The organism is Billgrantia antri, from assembly GCF_017868935.1.
GTDB classification, from domain to species: domain Bacteria; phylum Pseudomonadota; class Gammaproteobacteria; order Pseudomonadales; family Halomonadaceae; genus Halomonas; species Halomonas antri.
The window spans coordinates 4,300,123-4,320,437 of sequence record NZ_CP053383.1; the positions used below are offsets into that span (position 1 = coordinate 4,300,123).

Genomic DNA, 20,315 nt, shown 5'->3' on the forward strand with positions numbered 1-20,315 from the left:
CCCCCGATGCCAAGAGCAACGGGGGCCAACGAGGTGCAAGGGAGACTACGGCTTCATGTCCTCGAAGAACTTCTTCACGCCGTCGAAGAAGCTGGTCTTCTTCGGCGAGTGGCGACTGTTGCTGCCGTCGAGGCTTTCCTGCAGCTGGCGCAGCAGCTCCTTCTGGTCCTCGTTGAGGTTGACCGGGGTCTCGATGACGACCTTGCACAGCAGGTCGCCCGGCGGGCCGCCGCGTACCGGCTTGACGCCCTTGCCGCGCAGGCGGAACAGCTTGCCGGTCTGGGTCTCGGGCGGGATCTTGAGCTTGACCCGGCCGTCCAGCGTCGGCACCTCGAGTTCGCCGCCCAGCGCAGCGTCGACGAAGTTGATCGGCACCTCACACTGCAGGTGCTTGCCGTCGCGCTGGAAGATGTGGTGCGGCTTGATCGCCACCTGGACGTAGAGATCGCCGGGCGGGCCGCCGTTGATGCCGGACTCGCCCTCGCCGTTCAAGCGAATGCGATCGCCGCTGTCCACCCCGGCCGGGATCTTCACCGACAGGGTGCGAGTCTCGCGCATGCGGCCTTCGCCGTGACACTTGTGGCACGGCACCTTGATGTGCACGCCGCTGCCGTGACAGGTGGGGCAGGTCTGCTGCACGGCGAAGAAGCCCTGCTGCATGCGCACCTGGCCGTGGCCGTTACAGGTGGGGCAGGTCTCCTTGGTGGAGCCCGGCTCGGCACCCTGGCCGTCGCAGCGGTCGCACTCCACGTGGCGCGGCACGCGAATGTCGACGGTGGTACCGGCAACGGCGCTCTCGAGGTCGAGCTCGAGGTTGTAGCGAAGATCGCTGCCGCGCTGCGGCGCGTGCGGGCTGCGCCGGGCGCCGCCACCGCCGAAGATATCGCCGAACACGTCGCCGAAGATGTCGCTGAAGCCGCCAGCACCGGCGCCGCCGAAGCCGCCACCGCCGAAGCCACCGGCCTGGCCGTCTACGCCGGCGTGGCCGAACTGGTCGTAGGCGGCGCGCTTCTCGCTGTCGGAGAGAATCTCGTAGGCCTCGGAGACCTCGCGGAAGCGCTCGGCCGCCGTATCATCGTCCGGGTTGCGGTCCGGGTGGTACTTCTGTGCCAGCCGTCGGTAGGCCTTCTTGATGTCCTTGGTGTCGGCACCGCGTTCGACGCCGAGCACTTCGTAATAATCGCGTTTGGACATGGGTCCATGCGCCTCCTGGTCTAGGCAGTTCTGCCCGATCCGCGGAAACGGCAACGCGGGAGTCGTCCCCCCGCGCTACCGTCGTCCGTGGCATCGCCTTGGCGATTACTGCTTCTTCTGGTCGTCGTTGACTTCTTCGTACTCCGCGTCGACCACGTCCTCTTCCGGCTTGGCGCCGGCTTCCTGACCTTCGCCACCGCCCTGCTGGGCGGCCTCGGCCTGGGCGGCATACATCTTCTGCGCCAGGTTGCCGGAGGCTTCGGTCAGCTTGTCCAGCTTGGCCTGGATGTCGTCCTTGTCGTCGCCCTTGAGCGCTTCCTCGAGCTCGGAGGCCGCCGTCTCGATGGCCTGCTTCTCCTCGTCGGTGGCGTGCTCGCCGGCTTCCTGCACGGTCTTGCGCGCAGCGTGGACCATGCCGTCGGCCTGGTTGCGCAGCTGAACCAGCTCCTCGAACTTCTTGTCCTCGTCGGCATGGGCCTCGGCGTCGCGTACCATTTGCTCGATCTCTTCATCGCTGAGGCCGCTGGAGGCCTTGATGACGATCGACTGCTCCTTGCCGGTGGCCTTGTCCTTGGCCGAGACGTTGAGGATGCCGTTGGCGTCGAGATCGAAGGCAACCTCGATCTGCGGCACGCCGCGCGGTGCCGGCGGAATGTCGGCCAGGTCGAAGCGGCCCAGCGACTTGTTCTGGCCGGCCTGCTTGCGCTCGCCCTGCAGCACGTGAATGGTCACGGCGGTCTGGTTGTCATCCGCGGTCGAGAAGGTCTGGGTCTTCTTGGTCGGGATGGTGGTGTTCTTCTCGATCAGCGGGGTCATCACGCCGCCCAGGGTCTCTATGCCCAGGGTCAGCGGGGTGACGTCGAGCAGCAGCACGTCCTTAACGTCGCCGCCCAGCACGCCGCCCTGGATCGCCGCGCCTACGGCCACGGCCTCGTCCGGGTTGACGTCCTTGCGCGCCTCCTTGCCGAAGAAGTCGGCGACCTTCTTCTGCACCAGCGGCATGCGGGTCTGGCCGCCGACCAGGATCACGTCGTCGATCTCGTTGGCCGACAGGCCGGCGTCGGCCAGCGCGGTCTTGCACGGCCCCATGGAGCGCTGCACCAGGTCTTCCACCAGCGACTCCAGCTTGGCCCGGGTCACCTTGACGTTGAGGTGCTTGGGACCGGTGTTGTCGGCAGTGATGTAGGGCAGGTTGACATCGGTCTGCTGGGCGCTGGACAGCTCGATCTTGGCCTTCTCGGCGGCTTCCTTGAGACGCTGCATGGCCAGGTTGTCACCCGAGAGGTCGATACCGCTGTCGGCCTTGAACTGATCGACCAAATAGTTGATCAGCTTCATGTCGAAGTCTTCGCCACCCAGGAAGGTGTCGCCGTTGGTGGCCAGCACCTCGAACTGGGTCTCGCCGTCGACGTCGGCCACCTCGATGATGGAGATGTCGAAGGTGCCGCCACCCAGGTCGTACACGGCGATGGTCTTGTCGCCACGCGCCTTGTCCATGCCGTAGGCCAGCGCTGCCGCGGTGGGCTCGTTGATGATGCGCTTGACCTCGAGCCCGGCGATGCGACCGGCATCCTTGGTCGCCTGACGCTGGGAGTCGTTGAAGTAGGCCGGCACGGTGATCACCGCCTCGGTGACGGTCTCGCCCAGGTAGTCCTCGGCGGTCTTCTTCATCTTCTTCAGCACTTCGGCGCTGACCTGCGGCGGCGCGAGCTTCTTGCCCTTCACCTCGACCCAGGCGTCGCCGTTATCGGCCTCGGTGATGCCGTAGGGCACCATCTTGATGTCCTTCTGCACCACGTCGTCCTTGTAGCGACGACCGATCAGGCGCTTGATAGCGTACAGGGTGTTCTGCGGATTGGTGACCGCCTGGCGCTTGGCCGCCTGCCCCACCAGAATCTCGCCATCATCGGTGTAGGCGATGATGGAAGGCGTGGTGCGGGCGCCCTCGGCGTTCTCGATCACCTTGGCGCTGTCGCCGTCGAGCACGGCCACGCAGGAGTTGGTGGTCCCCAGGTCAATACCGATGATGCGTCCCATAGGAAATCCTCGAAAAATTCGTTTGCCTTGAATCCATCTCAGCGGCGTCTGCCGCGGTTGACGACTATCTGGGGGGCGTGAACTCGCTTTTCAAGCCCCACCCCCGTTTTCATGTTCGGCTCAGCCAGCCGCCTGACTGACGACGACCATGGCCGGACGCACCAGGCGCCCGTTGAGCGTGTAGCCCTTCTGCACCACTTCCATCACACTGTTGGGCTCGAGCTCGGGGTTGGGCACCATGGCCATCGCCTCGTGATACTGCGGGTCGAACGGCTCGCCGGCGGGATCGAGCATCTCGACGCCGAACTTGCCCAGCACGTCCTGCTGCATCTTCAGCGTCATGGCCACACCCTCGCGGTGCGCCTCGCTGGCGTCCTCGCCCATGGCCTCGAGCGCCTTCTCCAGGCTGTCGACCACCGGCAGCAGCTCCTTGACGAAGCGCTCCAGGGCGAACTTGCGCGCCTTCTCGGCCTCCTGTTCAGCCCGGCGACGCACGTTCTGTGCCTCGGCGGCAGCACGCAGCGCCTGGTCCTTGGCCTCGACCAGGCTCTGCTCCAGCTCTTCGACCTGGGCGGCCAGCATGTCGGCCTCGGGGTTGTCGCTCACCGCCGTCGGCTCCTCGGATGGGGCGGAGGCATCCTCCCCGACGCCAACCGCATCGTCCAGTTCGCCTTCCACCGGCTCCGGCCGAGCCTCTTCCTCGCGCCGTTCCAGCTCGTCGTCAAGCGGGGTCTGGGGTTCTTTAGCCATGCGCATCTCCTGAAGCGTGGTTCGGCCATACGGCCGCAACGGTGTCGAATGGGCGAAAGCCTCGAGTCTGCCCGCCTATATGGGGGCCTTGCCGGCAATCTCAAGAGAACAATGAAGCGCGAGCACCATGGAGATATTGAGCGGCCGCCTCGACTACTGTATAAAAACGCAATACCTTGTATGGATATCCAGCCATTCTGTGCCGGTTGCCGGGAGGTCTCATGCTGACGCAGCTCGCCATTCGCGATTACGCCATCGTCGATACGCTCGACCTGGAGCTTGCCGGCGGCATGACCGCCATTACCGGCGAGACCGGCGCCGGCAAATCGATCCTGCTCGGCGCCCTGGGGCTGTGCCTGGGCGAACGTGCCGATGCCGGCAGCGTACGCCACGGCTGCGAGCGCGCCGATCTCTCGGCACGCTTCGACATCGCCGCCCTGCCGGCCGCACGCCGCTGGCTCGCGGAGCGCGAACTGCCCGACGACGACTGCCTGCTGCGCCGCGTGGTCACCGCCAATGGGCGCTCCAAGGCGTGGATCAACGGCCAGCCGGCCACCGTGGCCGACCTCAAGGCGCTCGGCGAGCACCTGGTCGAGATCCACGGCCAGCACGCCCACCAGCTGCTGCTGCGCGAGGAGACCCACCTGCGCCTGCTCGACGACTTCGCCGGCAACCGCAGCGCCGTGAGCGAGCTCAGCGAGACCTTCCGTCGCTGGCAGACGACCCGCCGCCGCCTCAAGCAGCTGACCGAGAGCGGCGACGAAGTGCAGGCGCGCCGCCAGCTGCTGCGCTATCAGGTCGAGGAGCTCGATGCCCTGGCCCTGGGCGATGACGAGCTTGCCACTCTGGAGCACGAGCAGGAGCAGCTCGCCCACGCCGAGGAGACGCTGCGCGAGGCGCAGTTTGCCGCCGAATGCTGCGACAGCGACGACGGCGGCGCGCTGACACTGCTCAACCAGGCCACTCATCACCTCGACCCGCTACCCGGCAGCGACCGCGGCGCCTTGGCGGAAGTGCTCGCCATGCTCGGCGAGGCGCGAATCCAGATCGAAGAGGCCGTGCGCGAGCTGCAGCGTTTCGCCGACGCCACCGAGCTGGACCCCGAACGGCTGGCCTGGGTGGAGTCGCGCCTCGGCGAGGTGCACCGCATTGCACGCAAGCATCACGTGATGCCCGAAGAGCTGCCCGCATTGCACCGCCGCCTGCAGGCCGAGCTGGAGAGCCTCGAAGGCGGTGAACACGACCTGGAAGCACTGCGCGCCGAAGTGGAGGCCCTGCGCGACAGTTGGCGCGAGCGGGCACGCACGGTGGGCGAGGTTCGCCGTCAGGCGGCGGGGAGATTCGGCAAGGCGGTACAGGAGCAGCTCGCCTTCCTGGCCATGGGCAAGGCGCGCTTCGAGGTGGAGGTCGAGGGCCGCCATAGCCCCCAGGCCGACGGCATGGAGGAGGTACGCTTCTTGATCAGCGCCAACCCCGGCCAGCCGCCACGGCCCCTGGCCAAGGTCGCTTCCGGCGGGGAACTGTCGCGCATCAGCCTGGCGATCCAGGTGGTCGCTGCCCGCCACTCCACGATTCCCAGCCTGGTGTTCGACGAGGTGGACGTGGGCATCTCCGGCGCCACCGCCGAAATCGTCGGCCAACTGCTGCGTCGGCTGGGCGATAACGGCCAGGTAATGACAGTGACCCACCTGCCGCAGGTGGCAGCCCAGGCCCATCACCACCTGCACATCGAGAAGCAGGCCAAGCGCGACATCACCTTGACGCGCATGGCGCTGCTCGACGAGGCCGGCCGGGTCAGTGAGCTGGCGCGCATGCTCGGTGGCGTCAACCTCTCCGATCGCACCCTGGCACACGCTCGCGAGATGCTGGACGCCAGTCAGCAGGGCGCCGCCCACTAGGCTGGCTCGGACCCGCTCCACGCCCATACGCAAGCGGCCCCGATCGAGGATCGGGGCCGCCATGGCGCGGATTCGACATTCACACGCGTGTCACTTGCGCGGCGTGCCTTCCTGGCGCGTGGCATTGGAGCCGCGTGGACGCACGTAGAGCACCAGGGCATGATCGACGAGCTCGAAGCCGTGCTCCTCGGCGATCTCCTGCTGGCGGCGCTCGATGGTCTCGTCGAAGAACTCTATGATCTCGCCGCTGTCGAGGCACACCATATGGTCGTGGTGTTCCTCCTGGGAGATCTCGAACACGGCATGACCGCCATCGAAGTTGTGGCGAATCACCAAGCCTGCCGACTCGAACTGGGTCAGCACGCGATAGACGGTCGCCAGGCCGACATCCTCCCCGGCTTCCAGCAGGGTCTTGTAGACATCCTCGGCGCTCAGGTGGTGCTGGCCCGTGGCATTCTCGAGGATCTGCAGGATCTTCACTCGGGGCAAGGTGACCTTGAGGCCCGCCTTGCGCAGTTCATGGTTCTGGTCGGCCATGTTCGCTCTTCGCAGTATCAGGTAGGGTCGGGTATGATCGACCGAATCCACGATAGTGAAGAACGGACACAAATGCAAAAGCTGATCAAAACCCTCCCGCTCGTCATCGCCCTGACCGTTACCGGTGGCTGCGTCTACAAGCGCGACCTTCCCCAGGGCAACTACATCACCGAGGGCATGGTCCAGCAGCTCCAGCCCGGCCTGAGCCGCACCCAGGTCGTCGATCTGCTGGGCAGGCCGCTGCTGGAAGCGCCCTTCGACGCCAACCAGTGGGACTACGTGTTCCGCCTCGACGAAGCCTACGGCGACGTCCAGCAGCGTCGGGTGACGCTGACCTTCGCCGGCGACCGACTGGTCAACGTGCGGCAGGAGGGGGATTTCTCCGAGGACATCGAGCTACGCGGGCAGGACGAACTCGGCCCGGCCTCGGAGGGGGCCGACCCCGCCGGCATGCTGCCCGGGAGCCAGCCGGAGGCCGTGCCCGAGCGAGCCCCCGATGCCGGCGGTACCCTGCCGCGTGGCGGCGAACCGGCCTCTACCGAACCGCTGGACATGTGACGCCGCCGCGGCGCTAGAGCCCGGTTCGCTGTGCGCGCCGGGCTCGTGCCTCCTTGGGATCGATTTCGAGAGGGCGATAGACCTCGACCCGATCGCCGGCGCGCAGGCTGTAGTCGTCGGGGTCGCGCAGCCGCTTGCCGAAGATGCCCAGGTCCGCCTCGGCGAAGAACGCGGCCGGCACCTCGGGGAACAGCCTGCCCAGTTGCGCCAAGGCCACGGCCTGACGCGCCGTGGTGCCCGGCGGCACCTCGAGCGCGACGATGCGCTGCCTCTCCGGCAGGGCGAAGGCGACCTCCACCTCCAGCTTCGCCTCAGCGGCCATAGATTTCGTCGGCGCGGCGGGTGAAGGCATCGACCAGTTGCCCGGCCACTTGCTGGAACAGCTTGCCGAAGGCCATGCCCAGCAGCCGATTGGCGAACTCGAACTCCATTTCCAGGCACACCTTGCAGGCCCCCTCGCCCATCGGCAGGAACAGCCAGCGACCACGCAGGCGCTTGAAGGGCCCGCTGACCAACGACATCTCGATGCGCTCGGGCTCGATGAGGTCATTACGGGTGGTAAAGCTCTGCTCGAGGCCCGCCCGGCCCAGGGTCATTTCGCCGATCAGGTGCGACTCGTCGCGCTCGAGCAGCCGCGCCCGCCGGCAGCCCGGCAGAAACTCCGGGTAGCGCTCGAAGTCGTTGACCAGTTCGAACATGTCCCGAGGGGTGTGCCGCACCAGGGCGGACCGATTGACCATTGGCATTGAGCTCTCCGCTGACTTCACAGTGCCCAGGGCGTATCATGAGCGGTTATTTCACGCCTTGAATGGTATCACGCTTCCCCCCATATCGAAGGAGGCGTTGCCCCAGGCAAGTACATGACACGAGGTTCCATGGCCAACAAGAAAGGCAAGGGCAAGGGTCCCGGTAGTAGCGTCATCGCCCAGAACAAGAAGGCTCGCTTCGAGTACCACATCGACGAGTCCTTCGAGGCCGGCCTGGTACTGGCCGGCTGGGAGGTGAAGAGCCTGCGTGCCGGCAAGGCCCAGCTCACCGACACCTACATCCTGGTGAAGGATGGCGAGGCGTGGCTGCTGGGCAGCCACATCACGCCGCTGAATACCGCCAGCACCCACGAGATCGCCGATCCCTCGCGCACGCGCAAACTGCTGCTGCATCGCAAGGAGATCGCCAAGATCTTCTCGCGCTCGCAGGAGAAGGGACATACCTGCGTGCCGCTCAAGCTCTACTGGAAGGGCAACAAGGTGAAATGCGAACTCGCCCTGGTGACGGGCAAGAAACTGCACGACAAGCGCGCCACGGAGAAGGATCGCGACTGGCAGCGGCAGAAAGGCCGCATCATGCGGGAACACACCAAGGCCTGAACGGTCACAACACCTGTCGCCGGGTGGTTCTCCGAAAACAGCAAGAATCGGGGAAGCGGTGGAACCAACCCATCCGGCAGGTGTCATAGAAGTGCCCATGCTGATATGATGGGCCTGCTACGGGGGCGACATGGCTTCGACGCCGGTGACAACCTCCTAGGTGCATGCCGAGAGCGTGATGTATCTCGTAAATCCAACATCACGACTAAATAGTCGCAAACGACGACACCTACGCTCAGGGCGCCCTGGCAGCTTAAAAGCTGTTAGCGGTTAGTCCGGCCCCAAAGCGATGTGCCCATTCATCGCGGAGGGGATACGAGCTAAAACTGATGGGATCGCGGTTGGCGACGTCCTCTCGTCAATCGCTAAAACTTCGAGGAATCGCGTAGCTGGATCCTGCCCGTTGGAGCCAGATGCGTTAAACCAAAAAACGGACCTAAGCATGTAGAGCCGAAGAGCGAGTGCCGGCGGACGCGGGTTCGATCCCCGCCGCCTCCACCAATCGAGTACGAAAAAAGCACCCCAGGGGTGCTTTTTTCGTTTCTGCAAAGGCCGCCGGATCAGGCCTGGGGCGCGGAGGTGCTACGCATGCCGGCAAAACTCTGGAACGCAACGGGTAGGGCCTCGTCGATATAGGTGTCGTTGAACTCGACCAGTCGCGCCAGGGCATCGGGATCGGGCAGGACCACGTGCTGACGGTCGCGGATCACCAAGCCTTCGTCGCGCAGCATCGAAAAGGTGCGGCTCACGTGCACCGCGCTGAGCCCCAGCGCATCGCCGACCTGCTCCTGGGAGAGCGGCATGTGAAAGCCGTTTTCTTCTACCGCCCCGATCCGCTTGAGGCGCAGATAGAGCTCGTAGAGGAAGTGCGCCAGCCGCTCATGGGCGGCATACCGGCCCAGGTAGACCAGCCGCTCGGTGAGCATCGCCTGCTGGCGCACGGTCAAGGCGATGATACCAACGGCCAGGGCTGGCGAGCGTCCGAAGAGCTCGAAAAGCTGCTGGTGAGTGAACGGGCTGATGAGGCCGTCGTTGATCATCGCCACACCGGCCAGCCGGCGCGAGAAGCCGAAATCGCGCATGCCGATGATATCGCCAGGGAGGTAGACCTTGAGGATCTGCATCGATCCGTTACCAAGATTGCGGTAGGAGTATGCCCAGCCCTCCTTGATCACGCAGAACAGATCCACGTCCGCACTCTCCTGCCACAGCACTTCCCCGGCCGACACGCGCCTTGGATTGAGCTCGAGGCTCAGCAACAGGGTCTTGTCTTCCGCCGTCAACGCTGTGTGTCGGCTCAGGCCCTGCATCACTACACTGTCGAGTAGGGTCACACGTTGCCTCTCCGGCTTGTGGTTGGGTTGCGACATACTAAAACACAAGCTTATATAGAGCTTCATAACGCAGGTTATCGACGCTCGATAATGCATAAACGAGCGCCGGAAAGGGCGTGGTGGTCCGCAGCGAAACCACACCCCCGCTCGCTTTTCGGTTGCTTTCGCCCCACCCCCCCTGCTTTGGTCTAATAGGTCACGACAAAATCACTTGCCCCTGGCTTCCCTGGAGGCCATTATCAGCCCGCAAGCATGAGCGAGACCGGGGTGGCATCGGGCACGGGCATACGAGATGGCCGAAACTCCGATAAGACCCTACGCTTCCATACACATCCCGATCTGAATTCGAGAGGCCCATGAGCAAAGTCCTGATTATCGGCGCCGGCGGCGTCGGAGGCGTCGTCACCCACAAGTGTGCACAACATCCCGAAGTGTTCAGCGAGATCTGCCTGGCCAGTCGCAACGAAGCAAAGTGCAAGGCCATTGCCGCTCAGCTGGATCGCCCGATCCAGACGGCTCAGGTCGACGCCGACAGCGTCGAGGCCCTGGTTGCGCTGATCGAGTCGTTCAAGCCGGACGTGCTGATCCACGTGGCTCTGCCCTATCAGGATCTGACCATCATGGAGGCGTGCCTCAAGACCGGCGTGCCCTACCTCGACACCGCCAACTACGAGCACCCGGACGAGGCCAAGTTCGAGTACAAGGAGCAGTGGGCGTTTCAAGACCGCTACGCCGAGGCGGGCAACATGGCGACCCTGGGCTGCGGCTTCGACCCGGGCATGACCAACATCTACTGCGCCTATGCCCAGAAGAACCTGTTCGACGAGATTCACCGCATCGACATCCTCGATGCCAACGGCGGCGATCACGGCTACCCCTTCGCCACCAACTTCAACCCGGAGATCAACATTCGCGAGATCACCGCGAAGGGTCGCTACTGGGAGAAGGGCGAGTGGAAGGAGACCGATCCGCTGGCGGTGAAGCGCAAGTTCGACTTCGACGGCATCGGCGAGAAGGACATCTACCTGCTCTACCACGAGGAGCTCGAGTCGCTCAGCCAGAACATCAAGGGCCTGGAGCGCATCCGCTTCTGGATGACCTTCTCCGAGAAGTACATCACCCACCTCAAGGTACTCGAGAACGTCGGCATGACCAGCATCGAGCCGATCGAAGTGGGCGGTGCCAAGATCGCCCCGCTGGAGTTCCTCAAGGCGGTGCTGCCCGATCCGGCCTCGCTCGGCCCGCGCACCAAGGGCAAGACCAACATCGGCATCATTGCCGACGGCATCAAGGACGGCAAGCGGCGCAAGGTCTACATCTACAACATCTGTGACCACGAAGCCTGCTACCGCGAAGTGCAGTCCCAGGCGATCTCCTACACCACCGGCGTACCGGCGGTGACCGGTGCCATGCTGATGCTGGAAGGCATCTGGAAGGGCGCGGGCGTGTTCAACGTCGAGCAGCTAGATCCCGACCCCTTCATGGCACGCATCGGCGACATGGGCCTGCCGTGGCAGGTGGTCGAGCTCGACCCCGATCACGACCCGCTGGCCTGATCCGTCATGGCACCAAGCGACATGGGCCAGCCGGCCTATCCGTTCGACATCGACGCCTGTCCCTCGCCGGCCTACGTGGTCGACGACGCGCTGTTGCGCCGTAACCTGGAGCTGCTGCGGCAGGTCCAGGAGGAGAGCGGCGCGCGGATCCTGCTCGCACTGAAGGGCTTCGCCATGTGGGACACCTTTCCGCTGGTGAGCCAGTACCTGGTGGGCACCACCGCCAGCGGGCAGGACGAGGCGCGCCTGGGTGCGGAGACCTTCGGCGGCGAGGTGCACGTCTACTCGCCGGCTTTCACCCCCGAGGAGATGGAAGTGGTGCTGCAGTACGCCGACCACATCAGCTTCAACTCCCCGGGACAGTGGCGGCGCTACCGCGACACCGTCGCGGCGGCCCCACGCCAGGTTTCCTGCGGCCTGCGGGTGAATCCCGAGCACTCCACCGGTGCGGTGCCGCTATATGACCCCTGCGCACCGGGCTCACGGCTCGGTACGCGGGTCTCGGATCTCGCCGAAGGCGACCTGGAGGGGCTCGAGGGGCTGCATTTCCATACCCTGTGCGAGCAGAACAGCGACGCTCTGGAGGAGACGCTGGCCGCCTTCGAGGCCAAGTTCGGCCAGTTCCTCGCTGGGCTCGACTGGGTCAACTTCGGCGGCGGCCACCATATCACCCGCGCCGACTATGACGTCGAGCGGCTGGTGCGGGTGATCCGCGGCTTCCGCGAGCGTCACCCGCACCTCACCGTCTATCTGGAGCCGGGCGAGGCGATCGCGCTGAATACCGGCTATCTGGTCTGCTCGGTGCTCGATATCGTCGAGAATGACGGCCCCAACGCCATTCTCGATACCTCGGCCACCGCGCACATGCCCGACGTGCTGGAGATGCCCTACCGGCCGCAGATCATCGGCGCCGGCGAGCCGGGTGAGAAGGCCCATACCTACCGCCTGGGCGGCACGACCTGCCTGGCCGGCGACGTGATCGGCCGCTACTCGTTCGACGCACCGCTCAAGATTGGCGATCGCCTGGTGTTCACCGACATGGCCCACTACACCATGGTCAAGACCACCACCTTCAACGGCATTCGCCTGCCATCGATCTGCCGGGTGGACGAGGTCAGCCGTGAGGTGCGTACGGTAAGGACGTTCGGCTACGAGGCCTACAAGGAGCGCCTTAGCTAACCGCTCCAACGCAACAAAGCCCCCGCGGGGGCTTTTTTCGTATCTGCACCGCCATTTGCATGGTGCACCGACCTGCCCTTTCTCTCTCGGAGAATATGCACCATGGTGTAGGGCACGACGATACCAGAGACAGGGAGAGCCGGAATGCCCACCGTGTTCAAGTTCGGCGGTGCCTCGATCAAGGATGCCGATGCCATACGCCACCTGACCCCGCTGATAGAAGCGCATGCAGACCGCCCGTTGGTCGTGGTGGTCTCGGCCATGGGCAAGACCACCAACAAGCTGGAAACGCTGCTCGCCTCCGCCCGTGATGACGGCAGGAAAGATGCTTATCGTGACTGCTTCGACGCCCTGCAGGCCGAGCACCGCGAGGCGATCGAGTCCCTCTTTGGTGATGCATCGGATTCGCCGCGAGAACGGGTGGACGCCCTGTTCGAGGAGCTCGACACCCAGCACCGCAAGCACCGCGACGCTCCCTATGCCAAGCACTACGACCAGACCGTGTGCTACGGCGAGCTGATCTCCACCACCATCGTCGCGGCCTGGCTGAACCACTGCGGCATCGCCACCGACTGGCACGATGCCCGCGAACTGGTGCGCACCGACGCCTGCCACCAGGCCGCAAACCTCGACCGGACCGCCACCGCCGACGCCATTCGCGGGCGACTGGCGGGCAGTGAGCGGGTGATCCTGACCCAGGGCTTCATCGGCGGCACCGAGCAGGGCGAGGCCACCACCTTGGGGCGCGAAGGCTCGGACTTCAGCGCGGCGATCTTCGCCCACTGCCTCGACGCCCACGAGGTGGTGATCTGGAAGGATGTCACCGGCCTGTTCAACGCCGATCCCAGGCGCTTCGACAACGCCGTACAGCTCGAGCGACTCTCCTACGCCGAGGCCACCGAGCTGGCCTGGCACGGGGCCAAGGTGATTCACCCCAAGACCCTGGGCCCGCTGCAGGAGAAATCGATTCCGCTCATGGTACGCTCCTTCGAGACGCCCGAGGCCGCACCCAGCGTGATCGACGCCGAGCGCCGTTTCGATGCCGAAGTGCCCTGCTGCATCCTGCGCGAGAAGCAGGTCTGGCTGGAGGTACTGCCGCGCGATTTTGCCTTCATGGACGAACCGCGCCAGCACGACATCCTGGGCCGCCTGGTGGAAGCCGGCCTGCACGCCAATCTGATCGACAGCAGCGCCATGCGCTTCGCCCTCTGCCTTGACGACAAGCCCGAGCGACTCGAGACATTGATCGACTCACTGGAGAACGATTACGAACTCAGACGCGAGGATACGCTGACGCTACTGACCGTACGCCATCCCCGGCCGGGAATGATGGATACCCTCAGCGAGGGTCGCGAAGCGTTGGCCGAGCGGCGCAACGCCACCACCGCCCAGCGCCTGTTCCACAGCGACGACTGCCCCGAGACCTGGCACATCCCCGAAGCCCGCTAGGCGAAAGGAACACCAGGCGCACAGAACCGCGCCCGCTCATGAGCGGGCGCGGTCGGTCCGGATGTGGGCGCCAAGATGGCATCAGTCATCGAGGTCGATATCGTCCTCGTCGGTAACCGCCCCGGTTGCAGCGCCTACCCCGGCGCCGACCGCCGCACCTTCTACCACGCCGGCTCCGGTGACAGCTCCCGCAGCGCCCCCTACGGCAGCCCCGACACCGGCCCCGCTGGCGGCACGCTCACCGGTGCTGGTACCGCAACCCGCCAGGGCCAGCATCAGTACCGCCAGGCAAGCAGTCACTGCATTCCGTCTTCCTGCTCCATCGCGTGTCATGTCGCACCTCCTATTCCATGGATAGCTTTTTCACCATAGTCAAGGCAGATGGCATGGAGCAAAGTGACGCCCAGCGGCGACAGGCCCGCCCGCTTCGTCGAATCGCAGCTCCTCGTACGGCCTGATGCCGCCCCGAAAGGACAAAGCGCCGGGATGTTACCCCCGGCGCTCAATCGGCTTGGCATCACCGCCTCATGCCGCTTCGCGCTTGGCATCCCCCGCGGCCTGCATGGCAAGCGCGGTGTCGAGCATGCGGTTGGAGAAGCCCCATTCGTTATCGTACCAGGCCATCACCTTCACCAGACGGCCGTTCACGCGGGTGTGGTTGGCATCGAAGGTCGAGGAGTTGGCGTCGTGGTTGAAATCGATCGACACCAGCGGCTGGGCGTTGACGGCAAGTACCGGCGAGGCCTCGGCGGCCTTGGCGACGATCTGGTTGATCTCTTCCCGGGTGGTGTCACGGCTGGCGGTAAAAACCAGATCCACCAGCGAGACGTTGATCACCGGCACGCGAACCGCCAGGCCGTCGAACTTGCCGGCCAGTTCCGGCAACACCAGGCCCACCGCAGCTGCGGCGCCGGTCTTGGTCGGGATCATCGAGTGCGTGGCGCTGCGTGCCCGGTAGGGGTCGCTGTGGTAGACGTCGGACAGGTTCTGGTCATTGGTATAGGCATGCACCGTGGTCATCAGGCCGTTTTCGATGCCCACCGTGTCGCTGAGCGCCTTGGCCACCGGCGCCAGGCAGTTGGTGGTGCAGGAGGCGTTGGAGACTACCTTGTGCTCGGGCTTCAGCACGTGCTCGTTGACCCCGTAGACCACGGTGGCATCGGCATCCGGGCTCGGTGCAGAGATCAATACGCGCTTGGCCCCGGCTTCGAGGTGCTTAGCGGCGGCATTGCGCTTGGTGAACAGCCCGGTGCACTCCATGACCAGATCGACGCCCAGCGACTCCCACGGCAGCGCGGCCGGATCGCGCTGGGAGAGGATGGCAATGCGGTCGCCGTCCACGCTCAGGCTCTCCTCGTCGTGCTCCACCTTGAAGGGGAAATGACCATGCACGGTGTCATGGCGCAGCAGGTGGGCATTGAGCGCGGGGTCGCCCAGGTCGTTGATGGCTACCACCTTGACCCGGTTGCGGTAGCCGTTCTCGTACAGGGCCCGCAGCACGTTGCGGCCGATGCGACCGAAACCGTTGATGGCGATCTTGAGCGTCATGGTTCGTTCCTCCGTATGGGTTTTGTCGGTAGGGAGTCGAGCCGATTGGCGGAGGTCGTGCTCACTGAACGGAATACGCGCAGGCCCACGGCTCATGGCAATACCCACAATGTGGCGCAGTAAAGCGACAGACTCAAGCATTTTTTAGTAACTTTACAACATAAACATCTTGATGAATCGATACATCTGTTATGCCCTTTTCGCCTTCCCTGCAATGCAGCATAGCAAAATTGCCAAGCCAGGCGAGAGGTGGAGCAGATACTTCCTGCCATAGAGAGATGTAGTAAACTTACCGCAAAACCGATATGGTTGTAGCACTACAACATCTCTTCTCTCAGAGGCCTCGACATGCTGAAGCCACCGCCGCACACCCCCATCCGCCGCACCAAGATCGTCGCCACCCTGGGCCCAGCCAGCGATCGCGAGGGCGTGCTCGAGGCGATGATCCGCGCCGGTGTCGACGTGGTGCGCCTCAACTTCTCCCACGGCAGCGCCGCCGACCACCGCCGACGGCTGATCGCCGTGCGCCAGATCGCCGACCGCCTGGGACGCAGCGTCGCCGCCCTGGGCGACCTGCAGGGGCCCAAGATCCGCATCGCCCGCTTCCGCGACGGCGCGGTGGTGCTCGAAGAGGGCCAGCCCTTCGTCCTCGACATGGCGCTGGACACCGAGGCCGGCGACGCCAGCCGCGTCGGCTGCGAGTACACCCAGCTGGCCGACGACGTCGCCCCCGGCGACCGCCTGCTGCTCGACGACGGCCGCCTGGTACTGACGGTGGAGCGGGTCGAGGGCCAGCAGGTCCACACCACCGTGGTCACCGGCGGCAAGCTCTCCAACAACAAGGGCATCAACAAGCAGGGCGGCGGGCTTTCGGCCCCGGCGCTTACCGACAAGGACAAGGCCGACCTCGAGACCGCCATCGAGATCGGCGTGGATTATCTTGCCGTCTCCTTCCCGCGCTCGGCCGAGGACATGCACGAGGCGCGGCGCCTGCTGGGCGAGGCGGGCCGCGAGATCGGCCTGGTGGCCAAGCTCGAGCGCGCCGAGGCGGTGGCCGACGACGCCACGCTCAACGGCATCATCGAGGCCTCCGAGGCGGTGATGGTGGCGCGCGGCGACCTCGGCGTGGAGATCGGCGACGAGAAGCTGATCGGCATGCAGAAGCGCATCATCAAGCGCGCCCGCACGCTCAACCGCGCGGTGATCACCGCGACGCAGATGATGGAGTCGATGATTACCTCGCCGCTGCCCACCCGTGCCGAGGTGTTCGACGTCGCCAACGCCGTGCTCGACGGCACCGACGCGGTGATGCTCTCGGCCGAGACCGCCGCCGGCGACTACCCGGTGGAGACCCTGGAGGCCATGCGCCGGGTATGCCTCGGCGCCGAGCGCGAACGCGTCGCCCAGGAGTCGGGCCACCGCATCCACGAGGGCTTCTCGCGCATCGACGAGACCATCGCGCTCTCCGCCATGTACGCCGCCAACCACCTCACCGGGGTGGCCGCCATCGCCTGCATGACCTCGACCGGCTATACCCCGCTGATCGCCTCGCGCATCCGCTCGGGGCTGCCGATCGTCGGGCTGGCCCACAGCCCCATCGCCCAGCGCCGCATGGCGCTCTATCGCGGGGTAGTCTCGCTGCCGTTCGACACCACGGCGATGGCGGCCAGCGAGCTCAACGACCGGGCCCTGGCGCTGCTGGTGGAACAGGGGATTGCCGAACCCGGCGATCATGTCATCCTGACCCGGGGCGACCACATGAACGCCCACGGCGGTACCAATACCCTGAAGATACTCGAGGTAGGCCAGCCATGACCGAAAGCCGCCCCCGGCGCAGCGTGCGCCGCACCCTGCCGGCACGCAAGCGCATCGCGCTGATCGCCCACGACGGCAAGAAAGCGGAACTGCTGGAGTGGGCCGAACGCTGGCGCGACACCCTGGTCGCGCACGAACTGGTGGGCACCGGCACCACCGCCGGGCGCCTCTCGGCCAGCCTCGGGCTCGAAGTGGAGGGGTTGATGAGCGGCCCGCTGGGGGGCGACCAGCAGATCGGTGCACGCCTTACCGAACAGCGCCTCGACCTGCTGATCTTCTTCTGGGATCCGTTCGCACCGCAACCCCACGACCCCGACGTCAAGGCACTGCTGCGCCTGGCGGCGCTGTGGAACGTGCCGGTGGCATGCAACGCCGCCAGCGCCGACTTCCTGGTCAGCTCGCCCTGGCTGGACAAGCCCTATGAAATGGCCATTCCCGATGCCGACGCCTGGGTCGCCTCACGCAACCCGGAGTGAAGCGCAGGCCCCACAACGTAACCAGAACAACGCGTGACAGGCGGGCCGAGCCCGCGAACCGTGCGAGGACACCATGTTCCAACTTACCCGCAGCGTCACCTGGCAGGCCCTCCAGCGGCTGCAGCAAGCCACCGCCCAAGACCGCATCAGCGACTACTTCGCCGCCGACCCGCAGCGCTTCGACAAGATGAGCCTGCGCGTTGGCGGGCTGTTCCTCGACTACTCCAAGCATCACGTTTCCGAAGCGGTATTGGCCAAACTGCTCGAGCTGGCCGACCACTCGGCGCTGGTGCAGCGCCGCGCGCAGATGTTCTCGGGTGACATCATCAACGTCACCGAGGACCGCCCGGTACTTCACACCGCCCTGCGCAACCTCGGCGAGGGGCCGCTGATGGTCGACGGCAAGGACGTGATGCCCGAGATCCAACGCACCCGCGAGCAGATCAAACAGTTCTCGGAGGCGGTGCGCAGCGGCGAGTGGCGCGGTTACAGCGGCGAGCGCATCAAGGATGTGGTCAACATCGGCATCGGCGGCTCGGACCTCGGCCCCAACATGGCCAGCCGCGCCCTGCTCAAGTACCGCCACGCCGAGCTGAATTTCCACTTCGTCTCCAACGTCGACGGCGCCCATATCCAGAAGGTGCTCGCTCGCCTCGACCCGGCCACCACGCTATTCATCGTCTCGACCAAGACCTTCTCCACCCAGGAGACGCTGCTCAACGCCAAGACCGCGCGGCGCTGGTTCCTCGACAATGCCGGCGAGGGCGCCGACGTGGGCGCTCACTTCGTCGCCGCCTCGACCAATCGCAAGGCGGCCATGGAGTTCGGCATACGCGAGGAGAACGTGTTCGAGTTCTGGGCCTGGGTCGGCGGGCGCTACTCGATGTGGTCCTCCATCGGCCTGCCCATTGCGCTCTCCATCGGCTTCGACGGCTTCATGGAGATGCTCGAGGGCGCCTACGCCATGGACCAGCACTTCATCGAAGCGCCCAGTGCACGCAACATGCCGGTACTGATGGCACTGATCGGCATCTGGTACATCAACTTCCACGGCGCCGAGACCCAGGCCATCGTGCCCTATGACCAGGCGCTGCATCAGCTACCCGCCTTCCTGCAGCAGCTCGACATGGAGTCCAACGGCAAGTCGGTGGATATCTTCGGTCATCCGGTGAACTACAAGACCGGACCCATCGTCTGGGGCCAGACCGGCTCCAACGGCCAGCACGCCTTCTTCCAGCTGCTGCACCAGGGCACCCGCTACGTGCCGATCGACTTCATCGCCTCGCTCAAGCCCGAGCCCGGGGTCGAGGAGCACCACTTCGCCCTGCTCACCAACATGCTGGCCCAGGCCAACGCCTTCATGATGGGCAGCCAGGAGGGCAGCCAGCTCGACCCCTACAGCTGCCCCGGCAACCGTCCCTCCAGCGTGCTGCTGCTCGACGAGCTGACACCGCGCAATCTCGGCGCGCTGATCGCGCTCTACGAGCACAAGGTATTCGTGCAGGGGGTGATCTGGAACATCAACTCCTTCGACCAGTGGGGCGTGCAGCTGGGCAAGCGCATCGCCGGCGAGATCAGCGAGCGCATCGACGAGCGCAGTCAGGAGTTCGATGCCTCGACCCAGGGCCTGCTGGCGCTGGTGCGCGAGCACTTCCGCCCCGTCCCCGAGACGCAGGAGCCCGCCAGGGCCGACAAAGTGGAAAAGAAGGCAGCGAAGGCCAGGCGCTAAAAAAAGACGTAATAGGCAGGCCAGGAAAGCAGCGAAAGCGGCCCGTCAGCCGTGACGGGTCCGCACGAAGCGATCTCCCAGCCAGGCGGCGGCCAACCATAACGGCATGCTGAGCACGACATAGAGCAGCGCTAGCCCGGGGCGACCGCGTTCGAGCAGATGTAGCGTTTCCAGGCTGAACAGCGAGAAGGTGGTGAAACCGCCACAGAAGCCGGCCACCAGGAACGGCTGCCAGCGCGCTATCCGCCCCCGGCCGCGATGGACGGCATGAGCGGCAAAGGCCGCGATCAGCCACGAGCCGAGCAGGTTTACGGCGAGCGTGCCCCAGGGAAAGACCGGCCCCAGAGCCGTCAACGCTCCCAGCGATACCAGCCAGCGCAACACGCTGCCCAGGGCGCTGCCGACGCCGACCGCCACGTAGCGCTGCCAGCCGATCATGTCAGCCCCCTCGTCAGCCACCAGCCCAGCGCCGCCAACGCCAGCCCGGCGATCAACGTCGCCGTCACGTTGGCCAGCGCTGCACGCCAACGCCCGTTCTGCCACAGGGTCAGGCTCTGCAGGCTCAGCGAGGAGACGGTGGTATACCCCCCCAGCAGCCCCACCACTACCAGCGACCAGCCGCCCGGCACTCCGGCCTCGTGCGACATGCCGTACCAGCCGGCCAGCGCACCGGCCAGCAGCGCGCCGCTGAGATTGACCGCAAGCGTGCCCCAGGGAAACCCCGTGCCCGCCCAGCGGGCCAGCAGGTCGGACAGCGCCAGTCTCGCCATGCCCCCCAGCGCCCCTCCCGCTGCCACCAGCAGCAGCAACCCCATACTCGCGTTCATCCGCCTCACCTCACCCTGATCAAGAGCCGATGCTAGCCGAGTCGACGCATGGGGACAAAAA

20 protein-coding genes and 1 other RNA gene are annotated in these 20,315 nt (G+C 65.4%); 10 read left to right on the plus strand and 11 right to left on the minus strand.

All coding sequences use genetic code 11. The features are described 5' to 3' along the window. Positions 1-45 precede the first annotated feature (45 nt). The 3 genes from dnaJ to grpE form a co-directional block, all read right to left on the minus strand. Positions 46-1,194: a molecular chaperone DnaJ gene (gene dnaJ, locus HNO53_RS20045; protein WP_209474626.1), complete on the minus strand. Its 1,149-nt coding sequence runs from the start codon at positions 1,192-1,194 to the stop codon at positions 46-48. Between the two features lie 105 nt (positions 1,195-1,299). Further along, positions 1,300-3,231 carry a molecular chaperone DnaK gene (dnaK, locus tag HNO53_RS20050; protein WP_209474628.1) on the minus strand — a complete coding sequence of 644 codons (1,932 nt, stop codon included), beginning with the start codon at positions 3,229-3,231 and terminating at the stop codon, positions 1,300-1,302. 120 nt (positions 3,232-3,351) lie between these two features. Continuing rightward, entirely contained in the window at positions 3,352-3,981 is a 630-nt protein-coding gene (grpE, locus tag HNO53_RS20055) for a nucleotide exchange factor GrpE (protein WP_209474630.1), read from the minus strand. Positions 3,982-4,202: 221 nt separating this feature from the next. Here grpE and recN point away from each other — a divergent pair, with 221 nt between their 5' ends. Then, a complete protein-coding gene (gene recN / locus HNO53_RS20060; protein WP_209474631.1) occupies positions 4,203-5,879 on the plus strand; it encodes a DNA repair protein RecN in 1,677 nt (558 codons plus the stop codon). 90 nt (positions 5,880-5,969) lie between these two features. Here the strand turns inward: recN and fur are convergent, their stop codons facing one another. Then, on the minus strand, positions 5,970-6,416 hold the full coding sequence (gene fur / locus HNO53_RS20065; protein WP_209474633.1) for a ferric iron uptake transcriptional regulator: 447 nt from the start codon (positions 6,414-6,416) through the stop codon (positions 5,970-5,972). Positions 6,417-6,488: 72 nt separating this feature from the next. Between fur and HNO53_RS20070 the strand changes: the two genes are divergently transcribed. Beyond that, positions 6,489-6,974 (plus strand): outer membrane protein assembly factor BamE, encoded by a 486-nt coding sequence (locus HNO53_RS20070; RefSeq protein WP_209474635.1) that lies wholly within the window; start codon positions 6,489-6,491, stop codon positions 6,972-6,974. 13 nt (positions 6,975-6,987) lie between these two features. Here the strand turns inward: HNO53_RS20070 and HNO53_RS20075 are convergent, their stop codons facing one another. Next, on the minus strand, positions 6,988-7,296 hold the full coding sequence (locus tag HNO53_RS20075; RefSeq protein ID WP_209474637.1) for an RnfH family protein: 309 nt from the start codon (positions 7,294-7,296) through the stop codon (positions 6,988-6,990). After that, the gene (locus HNO53_RS20080) at positions 7,286-7,720 is read right to left on the minus strand and encodes a type II toxin-antitoxin system RatA family toxin (protein ID WP_209474639.1); all 435 of its coding nucleotides are present in this window, start codon (positions 7,718-7,720) and stop codon (positions 7,286-7,288) included. The genes HNO53_RS20075 and HNO53_RS20080 overlap by 11 nt, the downstream gene beginning before the upstream one ends. A 129-nt stretch (positions 7,721-7,849) precedes the next feature. Between HNO53_RS20080 and smpB the strand changes: the two genes are divergently transcribed. Then, on the plus strand, positions 7,850-8,341 hold the full coding sequence (gene smpB / locus HNO53_RS20085) for an SsrA-binding protein SmpB (RefSeq protein ID WP_167119413.1): 492 nt from the start codon (positions 7,850-7,852) through the stop codon (positions 8,339-8,341). Between the two features lie 121 nt (positions 8,342-8,462). Then, positions 8,463-8,842, plus strand: a transfer-messenger RNA (tmRNA) gene (gene ssrA / locus HNO53_RS20090). 59 nt (positions 8,843-8,901) lie between these two features. Here ssrA and HNO53_RS20095 read toward each other — a convergent pair. Further along, the gene (locus HNO53_RS20095) at positions 8,902-9,675 is read right to left on the minus strand and encodes a Crp/Fnr family transcriptional regulator (protein ID WP_242597481.1); all 774 of its coding nucleotides are present in this window, start codon (positions 9,673-9,675) and stop codon (positions 8,902-8,904) included. Between the two features lie 356 nt (positions 9,676-10,031). Between HNO53_RS20095 and HNO53_RS20100 the strand changes: the two genes are divergently transcribed. The 3 genes from HNO53_RS20100 (at position 10,032) to HNO53_RS20110 (ending at position 13,859) form a co-directional block, all read left to right on the plus strand. After that, complete coding sequence (locus HNO53_RS20100) at positions 10,032-11,231, plus strand: saccharopine dehydrogenase family protein (protein WP_209474640.1); 1,200 nt, start codon at positions 10,032-10,034, stop codon at positions 11,229-11,231. Positions 11,232-11,237: 6 nt separating this feature from the next. Then, the gene (gene nspC, locus HNO53_RS20105) at positions 11,238-12,410 is read left to right on the plus strand and encodes a carboxynorspermidine decarboxylase (RefSeq protein ID WP_242597482.1); all 1,173 of its coding nucleotides are present in this window, start codon (positions 11,238-11,240) and stop codon (positions 12,408-12,410) included. A gap of 144 nt (positions 12,411-12,554) precedes the next feature. Further along, complete coding sequence (locus HNO53_RS20110) at positions 12,555-13,859, plus strand: aspartate kinase (protein ID WP_209474642.1); 1,305 nt, start codon at positions 12,555-12,557, stop codon at positions 13,857-13,859. Between the two features lie 81 nt (positions 13,860-13,940). Here the strand turns inward: HNO53_RS20110 and HNO53_RS20115 are convergent, their stop codons facing one another. Together HNO53_RS20115 and gap are read right to left on the minus strand one after the other, a co-directional pair. Continuing rightward, positions 13,941-14,192 carry a hypothetical protein gene (locus HNO53_RS20115; protein WP_209474644.1) on the minus strand — a complete coding sequence of 84 codons (252 nt, stop codon included), beginning with the start codon at positions 14,190-14,192 and terminating at the stop codon, positions 13,941-13,943. 192 nt (positions 14,193-14,384) lie between these two features. Continuing rightward, a complete protein-coding gene (gene gap, locus HNO53_RS20120; protein WP_209474646.1) occupies positions 14,385-15,407 on the minus strand; it encodes a type I glyceraldehyde-3-phosphate dehydrogenase in 1,023 nt (340 codons plus the stop codon). Positions 15,408-15,755: 348 nt separating this feature from the next. On the opposite strand from gap, the gene pyk reads away from it, so the two are divergent. From pyk to pgi, 3 genes are all read left to right on the plus strand, one after another. Then, on the plus strand, positions 15,756-17,222 hold the full coding sequence (gene pyk / locus HNO53_RS20125) for a pyruvate kinase (protein ID WP_209474648.1): 1,467 nt from the start codon (positions 15,756-15,758) through the stop codon (positions 17,220-17,222). Further along, a complete protein-coding gene (locus HNO53_RS20130; RefSeq protein ID WP_209474650.1) occupies positions 17,219-17,698 on the plus strand; it encodes a methylglyoxal synthase in 480 nt (159 codons plus the stop codon). Before pyk ends, HNO53_RS20130 begins: the two co-directional genes overlap by 4 nt. Before the next feature lie 73 nt (positions 17,699-17,771). Then, positions 17,772-19,427, plus strand: a complete 1,656-nt coding sequence (pgi, locus tag HNO53_RS20135) for a glucose-6-phosphate isomerase (RefSeq protein ID WP_209474652.1) — start codon at positions 17,772-17,774, stop codon at positions 19,425-19,427. A gap of 45 nt (positions 19,428-19,472) precedes the next feature. Here pgi and crcB read toward each other — a convergent pair whose 3' ends face one another. Both crcB and HNO53_RS20145 read right to left on the minus strand, forming a co-directional pair. Beyond that, on the minus strand, positions 19,473-19,865 hold the full coding sequence (crcB, locus tag HNO53_RS20140; RefSeq protein WP_209474654.1) for a fluoride efflux transporter CrcB: 393 nt from the start codon (positions 19,863-19,865) through the stop codon (positions 19,473-19,475). Next, positions 19,862-20,254, minus strand: coding sequence for a CrcB family protein (locus tag HNO53_RS20145; RefSeq protein ID WP_209474656.1), 393 nt, complete (start codon positions 20,252-20,254; stop codon positions 19,862-19,864). Before HNO53_RS20145 ends, crcB begins: the two co-directional genes overlap by 4 nt. Between the last annotated feature and the right edge of the window lie 61 nt (positions 20,255-20,315).